We start from the raw sequence: 16978 nt of genomic DNA, 5'->3' as shown, positions 1-16978 counted from the left end.
TCACGAAATCAGCTTTCCTTTCCGAAGCTCCTCCTGCAGCGCCCGCAGCCGCCCGTGACGCTCGGCAAACGCCGAAAAAAACCGCTCCCAGCGGTCTTCCCGCTTCAATTTTTTATACAGCTTGGCCAAACGTTTCAGCAGCTTGACCGCGGCCTTGTAACTGTCCCGGTTTTTCTGCGCCACATACCGTTCGACGGCCTGATGGTAAAAAGGCAGCAGCAGCTCCGGCTCGTTCTTTTCGATCGGCGCCAGATCGGAGACGCGGAATTCGAGCGGTTCCCGGCCGAGGCTGAGCTGCAAATCCATCCATTGCCGCCACCTGCCGCGCGACAGCAGCAAATTTTCGAAAACGGGGCTCGAGACCCGAAACGTTCGTCCGATCGTGTCCCACATTTGCGGTTCGGCTTCGGGCAAGCGCTCGACCGTTTGCTCCCAAAATTCCGCGTAGCTTCTCATGAACCGGTAATCGCCGCCGGCCAGACACGGCCCCATCTCGGTCAGCCAGGCGCAAAGCCGGGACCAATCCTCCGTTTTGGACAGAAACGAAAAAAAGTAATGGAAGTCGCCCGTGGGCAGCTCGGACTCGCTCGCGACGCGTTTGAACAAGCTCCAGGCTTCTTCGTCCTCGCCCATAAAAAAATGAATCCAGCCCCGGGCGAGCGTACAGGCCAGCTTGCCTTCCTCATTGAGTCCCATTTCGCGCTCGGCCGCCTCGAGCCGCCGCAATTCCTCCGCGTGCAGCGCCGAGCCGCCTTCGTTCGGATTCAGCCAGGAAATCCAGAAAAGACGGTAAAAATCCGAAAAGTATTCGCTGACCGGCGAGCTCTCCGCCATCGCCTTCCGCAGCAGCTCCAGCGTCTCTTCGGCGCGCGGCCAAAGCCGGGGATCGGCCGTAAGGTCCGGCGTGCGCGAAAGCAGCCGGGCCAGTTTTTTTTGCAGTTCCGACGCGGCCAGATGGGTATAGTAGCCGAAACGGGAAGAGCCGCCGTAAAAAAAGCCGTGATTGCGCGGCTCGTCCGCCATCCGTTCCATCACGTAAAGATGGGCGTTCAGCTCGTAAAGGCGGCCGAGCTCCTCCGGCTCGGGCGGCGGCACCGACCGAAAAATCGTCCCCAGCGCAAGCTCCACGTATTCGGGATTGCGGGTGCGGTCCGCATAAGGCTCAAGGCACAGCTCGAACAGCTCGCGCCACTGTGCCGCGTTCGCTTCGGAAATGCCGGCGCCGAGCTCCCGGATCCGGCGGCGAACGGCGTCATTCATGCGGGCGGCCGAAGCGGTCTGAAGCAGCGCGGCGGCCGATTTCGCGTTGACAAGCGCGTGGAACGGCCGGCCCTGCAACTCCGCGTAGGCGAGCAGGGAGGCGGCAATATGCTTGCAATAGCCGCCGACCGGGCAGGAACAAGCGCTCACCGGAAAAAAGTCCAGATCGACATGGACCTGATAACGGCGGGTTCCGATTACGACAGCCTCGAAGCTGCGGGGCTCCGCCCATTCCAACGACCGGACCCTTCCTTGCTTGAAGTATTGAAACCCGCGCTTGATCGTGACGTCGTCAAAATGCTCCGCCGTATCCTGCACGAGCAAATTCCATTGGGTTTCGTCCATTGCCTGGTGCAATGTTCATCGCTCCTTACGGTTAAACGCTTCGCATTAATCGGTTTCTATCATTATAGCATTTTGCGAAGTTGACGGACGCTGGCGAAAAATAGGTGATAAAAATTCGGACTCGTGATAATATTGAGTCGAACGAACCACGACCCGCAGGAGGGGTTTATGTGACATTAGGCCTAAAAATCGATCATTGCCCCGGATGCGGGAAAGTTTTTCAAAAGAACTTCCGCTACCTGTGCGCCGACTGTGCGGCCCGCGAGGACGAGCTGACGCAGTCTATCGAACGCCATTTGAAACGGAATCGTTTTTTAAATAACGAACAGCTGGCGGAGGCGACCGGACTTTCGCCGAACCAGATCCGTTCGCGCATCCGCGAAGGCAAGCTGAAGCTGTACGACTATCCGAACTTGTCGGACGCCTGCGACTGCTGCGGCCAGCCGATCCGCCGGGGCAAAATTTGCGGCAAATGCACGGTTCGGCTGCAGGAGGAAATCCGGCACGAGTACGAGCAGGACCGGCTGATGAAAGAGCGGAGAAGAGCCGCGAACAGCTATATTTATCGGAATTAGCGTTTTCGGCTGCTTATCGTACAACGCCCATCGTTCTCTCTGTCGCAACGAACGGAAACTCGGCGCGCGAACCGAGGCAGCAGACGTTATTTTGCTTACTTTCCGAGCTTTCCGTTTTTTGACGGAAGGCTCTTTTATACGGGGCATGATTTCCGCATGAAAGGACGGAAGCGCATATAAAAATGTCGCTGGCAGCAGCCGATAAAAACGAGATCCATATGATCCATTTCGCTGACATCTTGACGGAAGGCATCGTCAAACCGTTTCCGGAAAAATTTTGAGCCTAAAAAACGCTCGAAATAAAAGGAACAAGCGGCCGCGAAACCCCCACCGACAAGCGTCAACCTATTCGGTGGTTTTTTTCGTGCGCACCCTCCGGCTATTATAGGATTGAACGATAGGAGGTGGAACGATGTTCGCGAACAAGTACGGTCGCCGGTACTCCAGCGAATCTTGCGCCGACCGCAGAGACGATGCGGGTTACCGACGCGCCCCGAAGCAGATTGGGGGGCGCGCGCATGCCCTGAATGCCGCGGGCATCTTGCAGCTGCAGCAAGCGCTCGGCAATCGGGCCGTCGTCCGGATGATGCGGGCGGAGAACGGGGATGTCGGCCATGCATCCGTCATGCCGGACGATTTCGTCGTCCCCGGCGCCACGGTCATGCGTAACGGCCGCGATTTATCCTTCGAAGCGGAGAATGCATCCCATGCCTCGTCCCCGGTCGCCTGGAACCCGTTCGGCACATCCGGCGCGCCGATCCAGCGGATCATCAGCAAGAAGGACGGAGAGCCATACGCCAATCTGAAGCAAGCCGCCTGGTACCGGGAATTGGAGGCGGATCAGCAGGCTTGGGCGCACTTTTTGCATAACGACGCGGCGGTTACGTATACGATCGAGCAAGCGCAGGCGGAAATCGACAGGCGGATCCGAAGCGGAGAGCCGACCCCGCCGATGCCGGAATCGAAAAAAAAGGAGCGCCGAAAGGTGCCGATCGTCCCCAGGCAAACCGGGGCCGCCGTCGGCACCAAGGTCGACTACCTGACGCACCCGAAAGGACGGACGGAGCGGCGCTTTCTTCGGATGCTGAACGACGAGGACCGCGGCGTCGGCGATCGAAACGTATACGTGAAGCGGCTTCTGCTTCCGGACGGCAGGAAGGTCAAGCATATCGCCGCCTCCATTCCGCCCTCCAGCCTTCCTCCCGACCGGGCCGCAATGCCGGAAGAGGACTATTTGAACAGCCGGCTCGGCATGACGCACCATTCCGAAAGCGTCACGGACGAATTCGAGGCGAACCATCCCGATTTTAAAGGGAAGGAAACGGAAGAGCTGTACTCCTTCTCTTCCCGGGAGCAGTGCGAGTCGTGCCGGTACCACCATCCGCCCCGCAATCCGGAGGCGCATTATTTCGGCTCGTACTATTCGGGGATGACCGACCATATCGAGGACGAGGACTTGCGAAATCGAATCATCGCCAACAACGGCATTGCGGAGGGTTTGAAGCTTACGGACGAGGAGCGCAAAATTCTCGCCGAGGCCCGGAAGGACGCGGCGGCGGCAAGGCAAGGGCCCGAGCAGAACCAGAAGCTCGCAGCCGACCGGGAGACGCTGAGCGGAGCGCATTCGGACGGGGAGCATTCCTCGGACGATGACGATGTGTACGTGCCGGCCGAGCTGATGCCGAAAACCTGGACCTACGGCGGGAAGGGAAAGGCGATCCCGTATACGCGAACGCAGATCTTTTCACAAGAGGAAAAGAAGCGGCTGCTCGAGGATCGCGACCAAACCGAGGAACCGCCGAGCAAGCGGCGCAAAACCGAAACGCCGACGACCGCAGCTTCGGCCGCCGCGAAGGCTGACGACGCCGACGACGAGCGGGAGGAGACGGTCCTGCCGAAGGCGAAAGCGACGGGGAAAAGAAAACGCGGGAAAAAGCGGGAATAGCGGCATCGGCGCCATAAAAGTGAATTTGTATCCCTGGAGAGTGGGTTAGCCCCGCTCTCTTCTTTTTGGGTTCGGACTATAATCAAAGCGCCGCTAACGAAGGGAACCAATCGAATCCGAGCAAAATGCAAACGCTTACCGACGCAATCCATTTTTTCGAAACCGAAGGAGGAGATAACGGATGTACAGAACGATCGCGAAATGGACGAGCCTTTGCCTGGCGCTCGCGCTAGCCGTCCCCGGCCTGGCGGCTTCGCCCCGGACCGCGGAGGCGGCCCCGGCGCAGACGATTACGCCGAACCCGATTCCGAGCCAGGTGCACCGGACGACGGACCGCTACAGCGTCACGGCCACGGCGTCGAGCTGCCGGTCGTCGACGGCCTTTACGAGACCACGATTATCGAAAACGGCGCGACCCGCAAAATCAAGCCGGACTATCTAGGCTACGATTACGCAACGTTTACGGCTTCGCAAGGAGACGTGGAAATCGTCATCCGCGCGAAGAGTAAAATTAATTCGATCGGCGTAAGCCCGCTCAAGCTGGGCATCGTGCCGACGAAGGTGGACGATTACGCCTACAAGTTCACTCTGACCGGGCAGGCGTACCTGATCGTCAACATCAACGGCAGCAAGCTGGCGCTCACGCGGGACGAACCCGAGCCGTACGAGCCGGTGCCGGGGGAGGCGGGAACGTTCAACGTCGCCGACTATTTGGGCTCGACGGACGCGACGAACCAGGGCAACGCGGTCGCGGTCGCGGCGGCGTTCCAGCAGGCGGTCGACGACGCGAGCGCCTACGGCACGGCGGCGGGCGGCGGCACGAAGGGGCGCGTGTACGTGCCGCCGGGCTTGTACTACATGAGCAATCTGATGCTGAGGAGCAACGTCGCCTTCTACCTGTCGCCGGGCTCGGTTATCCGGATGACGGACGACTACTCGCATTACAGCGTCGATTTTTACAAAGCGTCCCTGAACCGCAACGGCACGTGGTGGATCTATACGGAGAACGGCTCCAGCAACATCAAGGTGTACGGACGCGGCACGCTCGACGGCAACGGGCACTATTTTCAAAAAGACAAACCGGCGTCCGACGGAGGCTTCGCGGCGACGCTCATTATGGCGATGGGCACGAGCGACTTCACGCTCGACGGCCCGGTCGTCAGGGCCGCTCCGTTCTGGGGAACGATCGTCGCCAGATCCGACAACGTCGACATCAGCAACGTGAAGTTTTTCAACTCTCTCGACGCAAACGAAAACGATTGCCTGGACATCAACGAATCGCAGCATGTGCGCGTGTGGGATTCGATCGGCATCTCGCTGGACGATACGTTCTCCACGAAGACGTGGGAGGGCCTCGGTATGTCCGCCAATTGGTACGGCTCGCCGGAGCCGCTGGACGACGTCATATTCAACAACTTGTTCGGCTGGACATATTGCGCCACCTTCAAGCTCGGGCACGGCGCCCATCAGGACCAAACGAACGTCACGTTCAAAAACAGCGTCACCTATTTCGCCGGCCGCGCCATCGGCATCGAACACGTCTACGGCGACGCGGCGTTCGCAAACGTCACGTTCGACAACATCGACATCGAGGACGCGGGCGAGGAGGGCTGGTTCAAGGCGGTCATCGAGGAAAGCGGCCAGGGGGTCGGACCGATTTCGAACGTCACGGTCAAAAACATCACCATCCGCCACGGCGGCTCCGCTTCTTCGCTCAAGGGCTACAGCGACGCGATCCAAATCAGCGGCGTCACGTTCGAGAACGTTCGCAAGCTCGGCAACCCGGAGCCCGTGTCGAGCCTGGCCGAGCTGAACATTACGAAGACGGGCTTTTACGACAATGTCGCGTTCGTGCCGGACCGGTCGCAGGAGACGGTCTACCGCATTCAGGCCGAAAACAACAACGGGTTGTTCGGCGTCGACTGGAACGGCAACAAGATCATCAAGCATGTGGCCTCCAACGATACGGCAGCGCCCGGCGTCGGCTATCAGGTCGGCAACATCGCGCACAACAACTACGCGCTGTACAGGAACGTCGATTTCGGCGCCGATACGTCGAACGTCCGCATCCGGTATGATGCGCCGCGCGCGGTCCGGGTCGAGCTTTACCTCGGCAACGACGCGGGCACGGGCATGGGGACGATGATCGGCGGCGTCGATTTGGCTGGCAACGGCAACCAGTGGCTGGACTGGAACAGCTACGACATTCCGACGACGGGCGCAAGCGGTGTGCGCGATCTGTACGTCGTGTTCAAGGCGACCGGCTCCACCCAGACGAACCAACTGCTCGGAAGCCTGAACTGGTTCGAGCTGACGCGAAGCTTTTAATCCTTAGCAATCCACGGGCTGCCGCGGGGCGAAGCCTGCCGAAAAAATGCGATTGAGCGACCGGCCGAGCCGTGACATAATCGGGGTATCGTTTGATTACCGGCAGTCGGGGCGTGATTCTGTTGAAAGGCATAAACATGAACAAGCTGTCGTTCCGCAGCAAGCTGAGAGCCGCCTTTCTGGCGGTCGCGATGCTTTCCATTTTGATTACCGGCGTTTTTTCCTACTCGATTACGGCATCCATCATGCAGACGAACGCGCTTAAGCTGACGCAGGACACGGTCGTAAAATCCGCTCAAAATCTCGACGAAAAGCTGAAAAAGCTCATGCTGGTCACCTCGACGTTCATGCTCAGCCATTCGTTTCAGGACATGCTGAGGGACGCTTCGGCCGGAAACCAAAGCCGGTATTTCGCCCACATGACGAATATGGACAATCTGTTCTCCCAGGCGAAAATGGCCGAGCCGCTCATTCACTCGATCTTCATCTCGACGCCGATCGGCGAGTATTATCCGTTGACGATGAACCGCAATCGCGGCGTTCCGTTTGCGGAAACGCCGCTTTACGAACGCATCCGGCAGGAGAAGCGGAACGTCTGGATCGAAGGGCACGACGACGCGCTTTTTCTGGGAAGCCCGCGCGTGCTTTCGCTGATCTTGCAGCCGGTATCCGAGTATCCTCTGAATGACATCTACGTCGTCGTCAACCTTCGCGAGGACGGGCTTCGGAAGCAGGTCGGCGCGGAAACCGAAGGCGGCTCGGTCCGGTTTTTGCTGAACGCCGGGGCGTCGTCCGTATATGACGAGTCGAACGAACTTGCTTTGCGGGCGATGGAAAGCGGGCCCGTCGCGCGGATCGCGCGGGAGGGGACGACCGGGTACGAAACGTACGAGATGGACGGAGAAACGTACTTGCTTAACTACGCCCGCCTCGGCATCAACGACTGGACGGTCATGGCGATCCAATCGAAAAATCACGTGCTGAAGGACTTGATTCACGTCAAATGGGCGATCGTGCTGATCGCCGTCGTCAGCTTTTTCGTGACGGTGCTCGTGTCCAGCGCTTTTACCGGGTATTTGCTGAAGCCGCTGCGCGGCCTGCTCCATGTCATGAAGCGGGTCGAGGGCAACGACCTCGCGGCGCGGTTCGAAAGCCGCAGCGAGGACGAGCTCGCTCAGGTGGGCTTTCGCTTCAACCGGATGCTGGAGCAGATCGTCCGGCTCATCGACGAGGTCAAGGAGGCGGAAGCCGGGAAGCGGACAACGGAAATTAAGGCGCTGTCCGCGCAAATGGACCCTCATTTTCTTTATAACGCGCTCAACGCGATCTACTGGAAGCTGAAAACGAAAAAGATAAACGAGTCGCAGCAAATGATCATGTCCCTGTCCCGGCTGTTCCAGCTCGGGCTGAACAAGGGGCGGGAGATGACGACGCTGGACAAGGAGCTTGAGCATGTCCGGCAATATTTGGAGCTTCAGGCGTTCTGTTACGAGAATTTGTTCGAATACGAAATCCGGGTGGACGGAGAGTGGCTTCGGAAGCTCGAGGTGCCGCGCATCATCGTGCAGCCGCTCGCGGAAAACAGCATTTTGCACGGCTTCGAAAGCATGGAGAGCGGCGGGCGGATCGCCATCGACGTCTGCGGAGACGAAGGGGCGGGACGCTGGTCGATCCGCGTCGCCGACAACGGCAGAGGAATGGACCCGGAGGCGGCCGCCTCCAAGCCGCAGCGCCGGGACCCGGATAACGGCTATGCGCTCGGCAATCTCGTCAGCCGACTTCAGCTTTGCTACGGAGACGAAGCGAAATTGACCGTGACAAGCGCGTCCGGTGAAGGAACCGTCGTCACGATCGACCTGCCCGCGAAAGGAGAGCGAGCCGATGCATCAACCTGAACCTGAACCCGAACACGAACACGAACCGATCAAGCTTTGCATCATCGACGATATCAAAAGCGTCGTCGAAGGCTTGACCGCCATCGACTGGTCCGCCTTCGGCATCGAGGTCGCCGGCGTCTCCTACAACGGCGAGGAGGGGCTTGCGCTGATCGAGCGGGAGAAGCCCGATATCGTCATTACCGATATCCGGATGCCGCGAATGGACGGGCTCGCGATGCTGGAGGCCGTTCTCGGGCTGAAAGCTTCGTGCCGGGTCATTCTCGTCAGCGGCTATACCGATTTCGAATACGCGAAGCAGGCCGTCCGGCTCGGCGCTTTCGATTTCGTCGTCAAGCCGTTTACGGAGGAGGATATTGCGGGGGCGGTGCTGAAAGCGAAGGAGCAGACGCTGGAGGAGCGGTCGAAGCTGCTCGGCGCGAAGGAGATGGAGCGCAAAGTCAGGGAGAGCCTGCCGCTTCTTCGCCAGGAGTATTTTTTGCTGCTCGTTCGCTTTTCGACGCCCTGGGAGCAGGCGAAACGGCGGTGGGAGTTTCTGCAGGTGGATCTGGAGCCCCGGGGCTTCGTCGTCATGCTGCTCCAAATCGACGGCTTCGAGGAGCGGGTCGCCCGCAGGCCCGTCCAGGAGGTCGAGCTGATCCGCTTCTCGCTGCAAAATATCGCGGAGGAAACGATCCGCGAATTCGCCCGCTGCATCGTGTTTCCGGCGAAGCACAACCGATTCGTCGCCGTCCTCAACGAGCCGTCGTCCTCTTCCCCGACCCGGATCGCGGAACGAATCTGCAAAAACGTGGAACGGTACGCCGATTTCACTGTCTCCATCGGCGTCGGCGGCAGGGTCGACGACGTCGGCGAGCTGCCCCGAAGCTTGCGGCAGGCGGACCGGGCGCTCGCCTATCATCTGTATACCGAAGGCAACGGAGCGATCGGTTACGACGAGCTGCCGCCTTCGGACTCGCAGGCGCCGCTCGGCCTGGAGCAAAAGGACGAGCTGCTGCTCGCGCTGCGTTCGGGCAACGGAGAGCGCGCCGCCGGCATTGTCTCGGAAATGACGGCCGCTTTTCAACGGCTGCCCGCGCAGCCTCACCCCGATTATTTGCTGAGCCTGTACGAGGAGCTTGCCGCTTCCGCGATCCGCAAGCTGTACGAGCTCGTGCCGCAGCCGGAGGTTCAGCCGCTCGTGGACCGCTTCAAGGCGGGGCGGAGCGAGTCGGGGGCGAGTTTGACGGGACTCGAGCAGCAGCTGCTGGCGCTGTGCCGGGACGGGGCCGATTTGATCCGCAAAAACTCCCTGTCCGAGGGCCAGGCGATCATTTACAAGGCGCTTGATTATGTGAAAGCCCATTTGGGCCGAAACGTGGCCGTGACCGAATGCGCGGCGCACGTGCATCTGAGCTCCAGCTATTTCGCCAGCTTGTTCAAGAGGGTAACCGGCATGACGTTTACGCAGTACGTCACCGCCGAGCGCATCCAGAAAGCGAAGGCGCTGATCCTCGGCGGGATGTCCGTGCAGGAGGTCGCCGGGGCCGTCGGCTACGAAGAACGCCGCTATTTCAGCGAAATGTTCAAAAAAGCGACCGGTCTGACCCCTTCCGAATTCCGGGAGAGCTACGTTCCCGGCGGGGATAACGAGCCAAAAGCGTAATTTTGTGGCCCTTGAGAGTGAATTCGCAGCACTCTCTTTTTTTGCGGTTTCCTTCATAATGAAAGCATGGCAAACGACATCGAATACAAAAAAGGGGCGCTAATCGACATGTGGAAAAAAGCGATGGGCATCGGCCTGGTCACGGTACTCGCGGGAAGCCTGGCGGCATGCGGCGGTTCGAATTCGAATTCGAATGCGGAGCCGACGCCGTCCGGCTCGGGTTCCCCGTCTTCTTCGGCCTCGGCGTCCCCCGCGGCTTCGAGCGGGGAGAAGAAAACGATCGCCTATTGGACGGACGACCGTCACGACCAGGAGTACATCAAGGAATTGATCGCGGAATTCAACGCGACGAACGAGGACAACATCGAAGTCGAAATGACGGTGCTTTCGGAAAACTACAACCAGAGCGTCGACATCGCGTTCTCGAGCAATCAGGCACCCGACCTTTTGCGCATAAAGAGCGGAAATGCCGAGACGTTCGTCAAGAAAGGCTACCTGGCCCCGATCGACGAGTACGTCACCGAGGACATGAAGACGAAATTTTCGTCCGTGCTGCTGGACGGAGTGAACATTTTCGACGGCAAGCTCTACAGCCTGCCGAACTCGGGCCAGACGCTGCGGCTCGTCTACAACAAGGACCTGTTTGAAAAGGCGGGCATCGCCAAGCCGCCGGAATCGCTGCAGGAAATGGCGGACGCCGCCAAAAAAATCACCGAAGCCGGCAAAAAAGAAGGCGCGTACGGCTTCGCCCTCAACTTCAAAAATCCGAAGAGCGCGTTCGACCGCTCCGTCCGGGAAATTTTGTCGCTGAGCGGCTACCAAGGCCTCGGCTTCGACTATAAGACAGGTCAATTCGATTTCGGGCCTTATTCGCAAGTGATCGAGTATTTCAAGCAAATGTACGACGACGGCAGCATCATGCCGGGGGCGGAAACGCTGGACATCGATCCGCTGCGGGCGCAGTTCGCGGCAGGCAAGATCGGCATGTATCTGTCGTTCTCGACGGAGCCGGGCGTTTACAAGGATCAGTTCCCGACGGAAGTCGACTGGGCGGCGGCTCTCGCGCCGACGCTGGACGGAACGCGCAAGGGCACGTCCGAAATCGTCTCCGCCGGCACGTGGCTCGGCATCAGCGAAAAATCCGCCAACAAGGACGCGGCCTGGAAGTTTATGCAGTACATGTACGGCGACGAGATATTGACGACGTATCATGAAAAAGGGTTTGGCATTTCAGTCGTGCCGAGCATCGCGGAAAAAGCCCAAAACCCGGACGTTCCGGGCATGGAAGGCTTCCTGGTCGGGGAGTTCGACTCCCTGTGGCCGGTGTCGCCCGTCGTGACGCCGGAAGGGGCCACTTACGGCGACGATTTCTTCAAGTACATGCTGAGCGGCGGAGATCTGGCGAAAATTACGGAAGACCTGAACAAGCGGTACAACGATGCGCTGACGAAAGCGGCGGAAAAAGGCGACGTCAAGGTAACTCCGAATCCGTCGTTCGATCCGGCGGCGTTGAAAGGCTGATACCAATCGAGGGCAAGGGCAGGGCTTTCGTGCACGATCGGCGAGAGCCCTGCTGACTTTACCCGGAGAAGAGGAGGAGAGAAAGGTGTCCAAGTGGAAAAGACTGCAGGAAAACTCGCTGCTCCTTTTTCCGAGCGTCGTCCTGACTCTGGCGTTGGGCATCTATCCGCTCGTATGGGTGCTGCGCTACATGTTTTACGATTACCCCGGATACGGCACCGCGCTGTTCGTCGGGCTCGACAACTTTCGAAGGCTTGCCGAGGATAAGCTGTTCTGGGATTCCGTTGTCAACACGCTCGTGTTCGCCGCCGGCAAGCTCGTGCTGACGATTCCGTTGTCGCTGCTGCTCGCCGTCATTCTGAACGGCAAAATTCGGGGGCGAAGCTTCCTGCGGGCCGTTTACTTCATGCCGACGGTTATCAGCACGGCGGTCATCTCCATCGTGTTTTACATCATTTTCAACTCGTATAACGGCATGGTGAACCAGCTGCTGATGCAGATCGGCCTCGTCGGGGAACCGATCGAATGGCTCGGTCCGAAGCATGCGATGCTGACCGTCATTCTGGTCGCGGTTTGGGGAGCGGTCGGCAATTACATGCTGCTGTTTTTGGCCGGCTTGCAAAGCATTCCGCACGACCTGTACGAGAGCGCCGCCATCGACGGGGCGAATGCAAGGCAGCGCTTCCGGCACATCACGGTGCCGATGCTCGGTCCGGTCATGCAGATCATTATCATGCTGGCCATCATCGCTTCGCTGAAAGGCTACGAAAGCATCATGGTCATCACCGAAGGCGGGCCGATCGGCAAGACGGAAGTCATGTATTTGTATTTGTACAAGCTGCTTTTCCCCGTCGCGTCGACCGGGACCGTCGTCGAGCAGCAGTTCGGCTACGGAAGCGCCGTCGGGTTCGCGACCGCCCTGATCGTCGGGGCGATCACCCTGCTTTACCAATACCTGTCGAGAAAAATGAACAAGGTGTTCTAGGAGGCGATCCGCGGCATGGAAAAACAACGAATCGTCGGGGAAGCGAAGCCCGGCCTGCGGCTCGCCGGCTTCGGCGGAAAGGCGCTCATGTGGGCGTTCCTGCTGGCGACCGCCGTCTTGACGCTGTTCCCCGTCCTGATGACGCTGATCGGGTCGCTCAAGACGAACGCCGAGCTGATGGGCGGAGGGCGTCTGCTGCCCGAAACGTGGCAGTTCGGCAATTACGCGGAAGCGTGGAAGCAGAGCAATTTCGCCCGATATACGTGGAACAGCTTCTTCATGAGCGCGATGGCGACGATCGGCACGCTGCTTGTCTCGGCGATGGCGGCCTATGTCGTCGATCGGCGCCGATTCCCCGGCAGAGCGCTGTATGTGGGGCTTCAGTCGGCCACGATGTTCATCTCGGTCGGCGCCGTCGTGCTGCGGCCGCAGTTCGACCTGATGGTCAAGCTGCATTTGAATACGAGCCTGTGGGGCGTCATTCTCATTTTGATCAGCGCGCACGCGACGACCTTTTTCATCCTGCTCGGCTTCTTCAAGGCGATTCCCCGGGAGCTGGACGAGGCGGCGATGATCGACGGCTCGAGCTTCATCAAAAGCTTTTTCCGGATCATCCTGCCGCTGCTGACGCCGGGTCTCGGGGTCGCCGGACTGTTCGCCTTCCGGCACGCATGGAACGAGTATATCCTGCCGCTCGTGTTCACGATGACGAATCCGAAGCTGCAGACGCTGACCGTAGGGCTTGCCAATTTGCGCTACGGGTCGTCCGCCGCCATGCAGACGAATCTGATGATGGCCGGGGCGTTTCTGTCGATTTTGCCGATGCTGCTCGTATATATCGTCGCGAACAAATCGTTCATGCAGGTGACGGCCGGCTCGGTCAAAGGGTAACGGCAGGCCGTTCGATATCGCTTCGCAACCCGCTTAATAAAAACAAGGAGGTTCACCTTATCATGAATCCGATCACGATCGGGCCGCTTGCGTCCAGCTCCGCCATCCGGCGTCACCCGGCCAATCCGCTGCTCGCTCCGAAGGACGTGCCGTACGGGCCGGCGATGGTATTTAACGCGGGAGTCGCCAAATACCAGGGCAAATATGTCATGGTGTTCCGCAACGACTACGGCGACGAGGAAAAGCAAACCGTCGCGCCGTTCAGCACGACGAATCTGGGGCTCGCGTTCAGCGACGACGGCATCCACTGGGACGTGCGGCCGACCCCGTGCTGGTCGTGGAACGACGACGAGGTCATCCGGGTGTACGATCCGCGGCTGACCGTCATCGACGGCAAATGCTGCATGTGCTTTGCGGTCGATACGAAGCACGGGCTGCGCGGCGGAATCGCGTCGACCGAAGATTTCGAGCGGTTCGAGGTGCTCAGCCTGTCGGTGCCGGACAACCGGAACATGGTGCTGTTTCCGGAGCGGATCGGGGGCCGCTACGTGCGGCTCGAGCGGCCGTTTCCCGTTTACAGCCGGGGCGGCGTCGACCGCTTCGACATGTGGCTCAGCGACTCTCCCGATCTGAAATATTGGGGCGGCTCGAAGCTCGTGCTGGCCGTCGAGCAGGTGCCGTTCGCCAACGACAAAGTCGGGCCCGGCGCGCCTCCCGTCAAGACGGACAAAGGCTGGCTGACGACGTTCCACGCCGTCGACATCGACCCGGGCCGGGGCAAAAACGGCTGGGAGCCCGCCTGGAAAAAACGCTATTCGGCGGGCATCATGCTGCTCGACCTGGACGATCCGGGCAAGATCGTCGGCATGGCCAGGTCGCCGCTGCTCGCGCCGGAAGCGCCGTACGAGACGGCGGGCGGCTTCCGCAACGACGTCATTTTCCCCGGCGGAATGATTCTCGAGGACTCCGGGGAAGTCAAAATTTACTACGGCGCCGCCGATACGGTGGAGTGCCTCGCGACCGCCCATGTCGACGATCTCGTCCGGCTCTGCCTGGAAGGCAACTGACGCGGACCGAATGAGGAGGATGAAGATGAGCGAAGAGCGGACGAAGGTCGTCGCTTTGCCGGCGGAAAACGTGCCGATATCGCATGAAGCGGACGTGGTGGTCGTCGGAGGCGGAGCCTCGGGGATCGCCGCCGCCATCGCCGCGGCCGCGAACGGGGCAAAGACGCTGCTGATCGAGCAGAGAGGGTTTCTTGGCGGGATGGGGACGGTATCGCTCGTCCCGGCGTTTTGCCCGTTTACCGATAAGGAGAAGCCGATCGTCCGGGGCATCGGCATGAAGCTGATGGAACGGATGAAGCTCGCCTGCAACGAGGACTATCGCAAGGAGTACGAAAACGCGCTGGACTGGGTGCCGATCGATCCGGAAACGCTGAAACGGGTATACGACGACGCGGCGGAGGAGCACGGGGTTCAGCTGTTGTTCCATACGTTCGTCTACGACGTTCTGCTGTCGGACGATAGACGGAATATCGAAGGTCTCGTCATCGTCAACAAGTCCGGCCGTTCGGTCGTCCGCTGCCGCTATTGCATCGACGCGACCGGCGACGCCGACATCGCGGCCTTGGCGGGAGTGCCGTTCCAGAAGGGCGGGGAACAGGGGGAACTGCAGCCGGGGAGCATGTGTTATTTGCTCGCCAACGTCGACCGGCAAGCGTTCAAGCGGTTTCTGGAGCGGACCGGGGATACCGGCCAACTGCACAAAACGGTGGAGCGCGCGATCGAAGAAGGCGCTTTGCCGGAAGGGCGCAAGTCGATCAGCGGACTGGCTTGGGTGAACGATTACCTGGTCGGCGTCAACTTCGGGCACGTGTTCGGCATCGACGGCACGAAGGCCGAGGATTTGACCCGCGGCGCCATCGAGGGCCGGCGGCTCGTCGAGCGGCAGATCCGGTTTTTCCGCGACTTCGTTCCCGGTTTCGAGCGGGCGCATTTGGTCGCGAGCGGCGAGCAGGTCGGCATCCGGGAAACCCGCCGGATTCAAGGGGATTACGTGCTGACGGTCGACGATTTCGTCGAGGCCCGCTCGTTCCCGGACGATATCGCCCGTAACGCCTATTACATCGACATTCACCTCGCGAACAGCAAGGCGAATATGACGTTCACGCATTTGAAGCCGGGCGAGTCGCACGGCGTGCCGTACCGCGTCCTGTTGCCCGTCGGCATCGACAACCTGTGGGTCCCGGGACGCGCCGCATCGGCGGACCGGGCGGTGCAGGGCTCGCTGCGCGTCATGCCGAATTGCTTTGCCATGGGGCAGGCTTCCGGCACGGCCGCGGCGATGGCGCTGCGCGAAGGCGCCGGCTCGCGGGGCGTGTCCGTTCCCGAGCTGCAGCGCAAGCTGCTTGCGCAAGGGGCGTGGCTTGGCGAGGCGTTCGCCGCCGGCGCGGACGGGGATGCGGTACGGGCATGAAAAGCGTGCCGCTGAGCGAGGCTTTTTTTCACGGAGCGGTGTCGCTTGAACATACGGGGAGAGGCATCAAGCCGTGGCGCATTCCGTACCGGGATTACGAGCTGTTCCCGCCGGACGGCATCGGCGGGAAAGCGGAAATATGCGCCGGCGTGCGGCTGCGGCTGCGCACCGGCTCCGACGCCGTCGCCGTCCGGTTCGAGCCGCTCGCGGAGGACGCCCGCCTGGATTGCATCGCAAACGAAAGCTTGCGGTTTACGGCCGATATCCGGCGAGGGGAGGCGAAAGCCGTTTTCTCCGGATTTCCCGAAGGCGCGAATATCCTTGAAATTTACTTGCCTCAAAACGCCGGCATGACCGTGACGGGGTTGTCGGTATCGTCCGGCTTCGACGCCGAGCCTTGGCCCGACAACCGGCCGCGCTGGATCGCTTACGGCAGCTCGATCACCCAGTGCGCGGACGCGTCGAGCCCGTCCCGCACGTGGCCGGCCATCGCCGCCCGCAAGCTCGGGTTCAACCTCACCTGCCTCGGCTTTTCGGGCAACTGCCACCTGGAGCCGATGGTCGCCCGGACGATCCGGGATTTGCCGGCCGATTTCATCTCGCTGTGCGTCGGCATCAACGTATATGGCGCCGCCACGCTCAGCCCGCGCGCCTTCAAGCCCGCGCTGATCGGCATGCTGGAGACGATCCGCGACCGGCATGCCGAAACGCCGCTGCTGGTCGTTTCCCCCATCTACGGAACGGTTCGGGAAACGGAGGAAAATGCGCTTGGCTTTACGCTGCCCGCGATGCGGCAGGACGTTCGCGAAACGGTCGAGCTGCTGCAAAGGCGCGGCGATCGCGGCATCCGTTACCTGGACGGCCTGGCGCTGTTCGGCCCGGAGGACGCGGCTTTTTTGCCGGACGGGCTGCATCCGAATGCCGAGGGCTACGAGAGGATCGGGGCAAGGTTTGCCGGGTTGGCCATGCAAGAATAGCATCGAATACTTGGCGGCAGGGTCTCGTCTCCGATCGGGAGAAGAGGCCCTGCTCTTTTTCCGAAGTTCCGAAACGCTTCGTTTCCCTTGCCGTATGGATAACTTAAGGTTTGTTTGCGAAAAGGAGGAAGAT

The 16978-nt window shown here is 60.4% G+C and carries 12 protein-coding genes and 1 pseudogene; 12 read left to right on the top strand and 1 reads right to left on the bottom strand.

Going from position 1 to position 16978, the window contains the following annotated elements; all coding sequences use genetic code 11:
- On the bottom strand, positions 1–1617 hold the full coding sequence (locus B7E11_RS08890; RefSeq protein ID WP_139787125.1) for an SWIM zinc finger family protein: 1617 nt from the start codon (positions 1615–1617) through the stop codon (positions 1–3).
- A 158-nt stretch (positions 1618–1775) separates the two neighbouring features.
- Between B7E11_RS08890 and B7E11_RS08885 the strand changes: the two genes are divergently transcribed.
- The 12 genes and pseudogenes from B7E11_RS08885 to B7E11_RS08835 all read left to right on the top strand — a co-directional run bounded on the left by B7E11_RS08885 (position 1776) and on the right by B7E11_RS08835 (position 16845).
- Entirely contained in the window at positions 1776–2180 is a 405-nt protein-coding gene (locus B7E11_RS08885) for a hypothetical protein (protein ID WP_080833459.1), read from the top strand.
- Positions 2181–2359: 179 nt separating this feature from the next.
- Positions 2360–2461, top strand: a pseudogene (locus B7E11_RS30170) (glycosyltransferase); the annotation flags it as partial.
- Between the two features lie 131 nt (positions 2462–2592).
- Complete coding sequence (locus B7E11_RS08880) at positions 2593–4125, top strand: hypothetical protein (protein ID WP_080833457.1); 1533 nt, start codon at positions 2593–2595, stop codon at positions 4123–4125.
- A 201-nt stretch (positions 4126–4326) separates the two neighbouring features.
- Positions 4327–6453, top strand: a complete 2127-nt coding sequence (locus B7E11_RS08875) for a carbohydrate-binding protein (protein WP_080833455.1) — start codon at positions 4327–4329, stop codon at positions 6451–6453.
- A gap of 137 nt (positions 6454–6590) precedes the next feature.
- Positions 6591–8348 carry a sensor histidine kinase gene (locus B7E11_RS08870; RefSeq protein ID WP_080833817.1) on the top strand — a complete coding sequence of 586 codons (1758 nt, stop codon included), beginning with the start codon at positions 6591–6593 and terminating at the stop codon, positions 8346–8348.
- Positions 8335–9993, top strand: a complete 1659-nt coding sequence (locus B7E11_RS08865; RefSeq protein ID WP_080833453.1) for a helix-turn-helix domain-containing protein — start codon at positions 8335–8337, stop codon at positions 9991–9993. The genes B7E11_RS08870 and B7E11_RS08865 overlap by 14 nt, the downstream gene beginning before the upstream one ends.
- Positions 9994–10101: 108 nt before the next feature.
- Complete coding sequence (locus B7E11_RS08860) at positions 10102–11514, top strand: ABC transporter substrate-binding protein (protein ID WP_080833815.1); 1413 nt, start codon at positions 10102–10104, stop codon at positions 11512–11514.
- An 85-nt stretch (positions 11515–11599) separates the two neighbouring features.
- Complete coding sequence (locus B7E11_RS08855; protein ID WP_080833451.1) at positions 11600–12499, top strand: carbohydrate ABC transporter permease; 900 nt, start codon at positions 11600–11602, stop codon at positions 12497–12499.
- Between the two features lie 87 nt (positions 12500–12586).
- Positions 12587–13390 carry a carbohydrate ABC transporter permease gene (locus B7E11_RS08850; protein WP_240353614.1) on the top strand — a complete coding sequence of 268 codons (804 nt, stop codon included), beginning with the start codon at positions 12587–12589 and terminating at the stop codon, positions 13388–13390.
- A 62-nt stretch (positions 13391–13452) separates the two neighbouring features.
- Positions 13453–14457 carry a glycoside hydrolase family 130 protein gene (locus tag B7E11_RS08845; protein WP_080833447.1) on the top strand — a complete coding sequence of 335 codons (1005 nt, stop codon included), beginning with the start codon at positions 13453–13455 and terminating at the stop codon, positions 14455–14457.
- A 25-nt stretch (positions 14458–14482) separates the two neighbouring features.
- Positions 14483–15868, top strand: a complete 1386-nt coding sequence (locus B7E11_RS08840; protein ID WP_080833445.1) for an FAD-dependent oxidoreductase — start codon at positions 14483–14485, stop codon at positions 15866–15868.
- Positions 15865–16845, top strand: a complete 981-nt coding sequence (locus B7E11_RS08835) for an SGNH/GDSL hydrolase family protein (RefSeq protein ID WP_080833444.1) — start codon at positions 15865–15867, stop codon at positions 16843–16845. Before B7E11_RS08840 ends, B7E11_RS08835 begins: the two co-directional genes overlap by 4 nt.
- The last annotated feature ends 133 nt before the right edge of the window (positions 16846–16978 follow it).

Source organism: Cohnella massiliensis, assembly GCF_900169535.1.
Classification (GTDB): domain Bacteria; phylum Bacillota; class Bacilli; order Paenibacillales; family Paenibacillaceae; genus Cohnella; species Cohnella algarum.
The sequence above is the reverse complement of the archived record's forward strand: the minus strand, read 5'-3'. Positions and strand labels throughout refer to the sequence as shown.

Coding starts and splice junctions, on each gene's coding strand:
- B7E11_RS08880 (WP_080833457.1), top strand. CDS start 2,593: ATGTTCGCGAACAAGTACGGTCGCCGGTACTCCAGCGAATCTTGCGCC.
- B7E11_RS08875 (WP_080833455.1), top strand. CDS start 4,327: ATGGACGAGCCTTTGCCTGGCGCTCGCGCTAGCCGTCCCCGGCCTGGC.
- B7E11_RS08870 (WP_080833817.1), top strand. CDS start 6,591: ATGAACAAGCTGTCGTTCCGCAGCAAGCTGAGAGCCGCCTTTCTGGCG.
- B7E11_RS08865 (WP_080833453.1), top strand. CDS start 8,335: ATGCATCAACCTGAACCTGAACCCGAACACGAACACGAACCGATCAAG.
- B7E11_RS08860 (WP_080833815.1), top strand. CDS start 10,102: ATGTGGAAAAAAGCGATGGGCATCGGCCTGGTCACGGTACTCGCGGGA.
- B7E11_RS08850 (WP_240353614.1), top strand. CDS start 12,587: ATGTGGGCGTTCCTGCTGGCGACCGCCGTCTTGACGCTGTTCCCCGTC.
- B7E11_RS08845 (WP_080833447.1), top strand. CDS start 13,453: ATGAATCCGATCACGATCGGGCCGCTTGCGTCCAGCTCCGCCATCCGG.
- B7E11_RS08840 (WP_080833445.1), top strand. CDS start 14,483: ATGAGCGAAGAGCGGACGAAGGTCGTCGCTTTGCCGGCGGAAAACGTG.
- B7E11_RS08835 (WP_080833444.1), top strand. CDS start 15,865: ATGAAAAGCGTGCCGCTGAGCGAGGCTTTTTTTCACGGAGCGGTGTCG.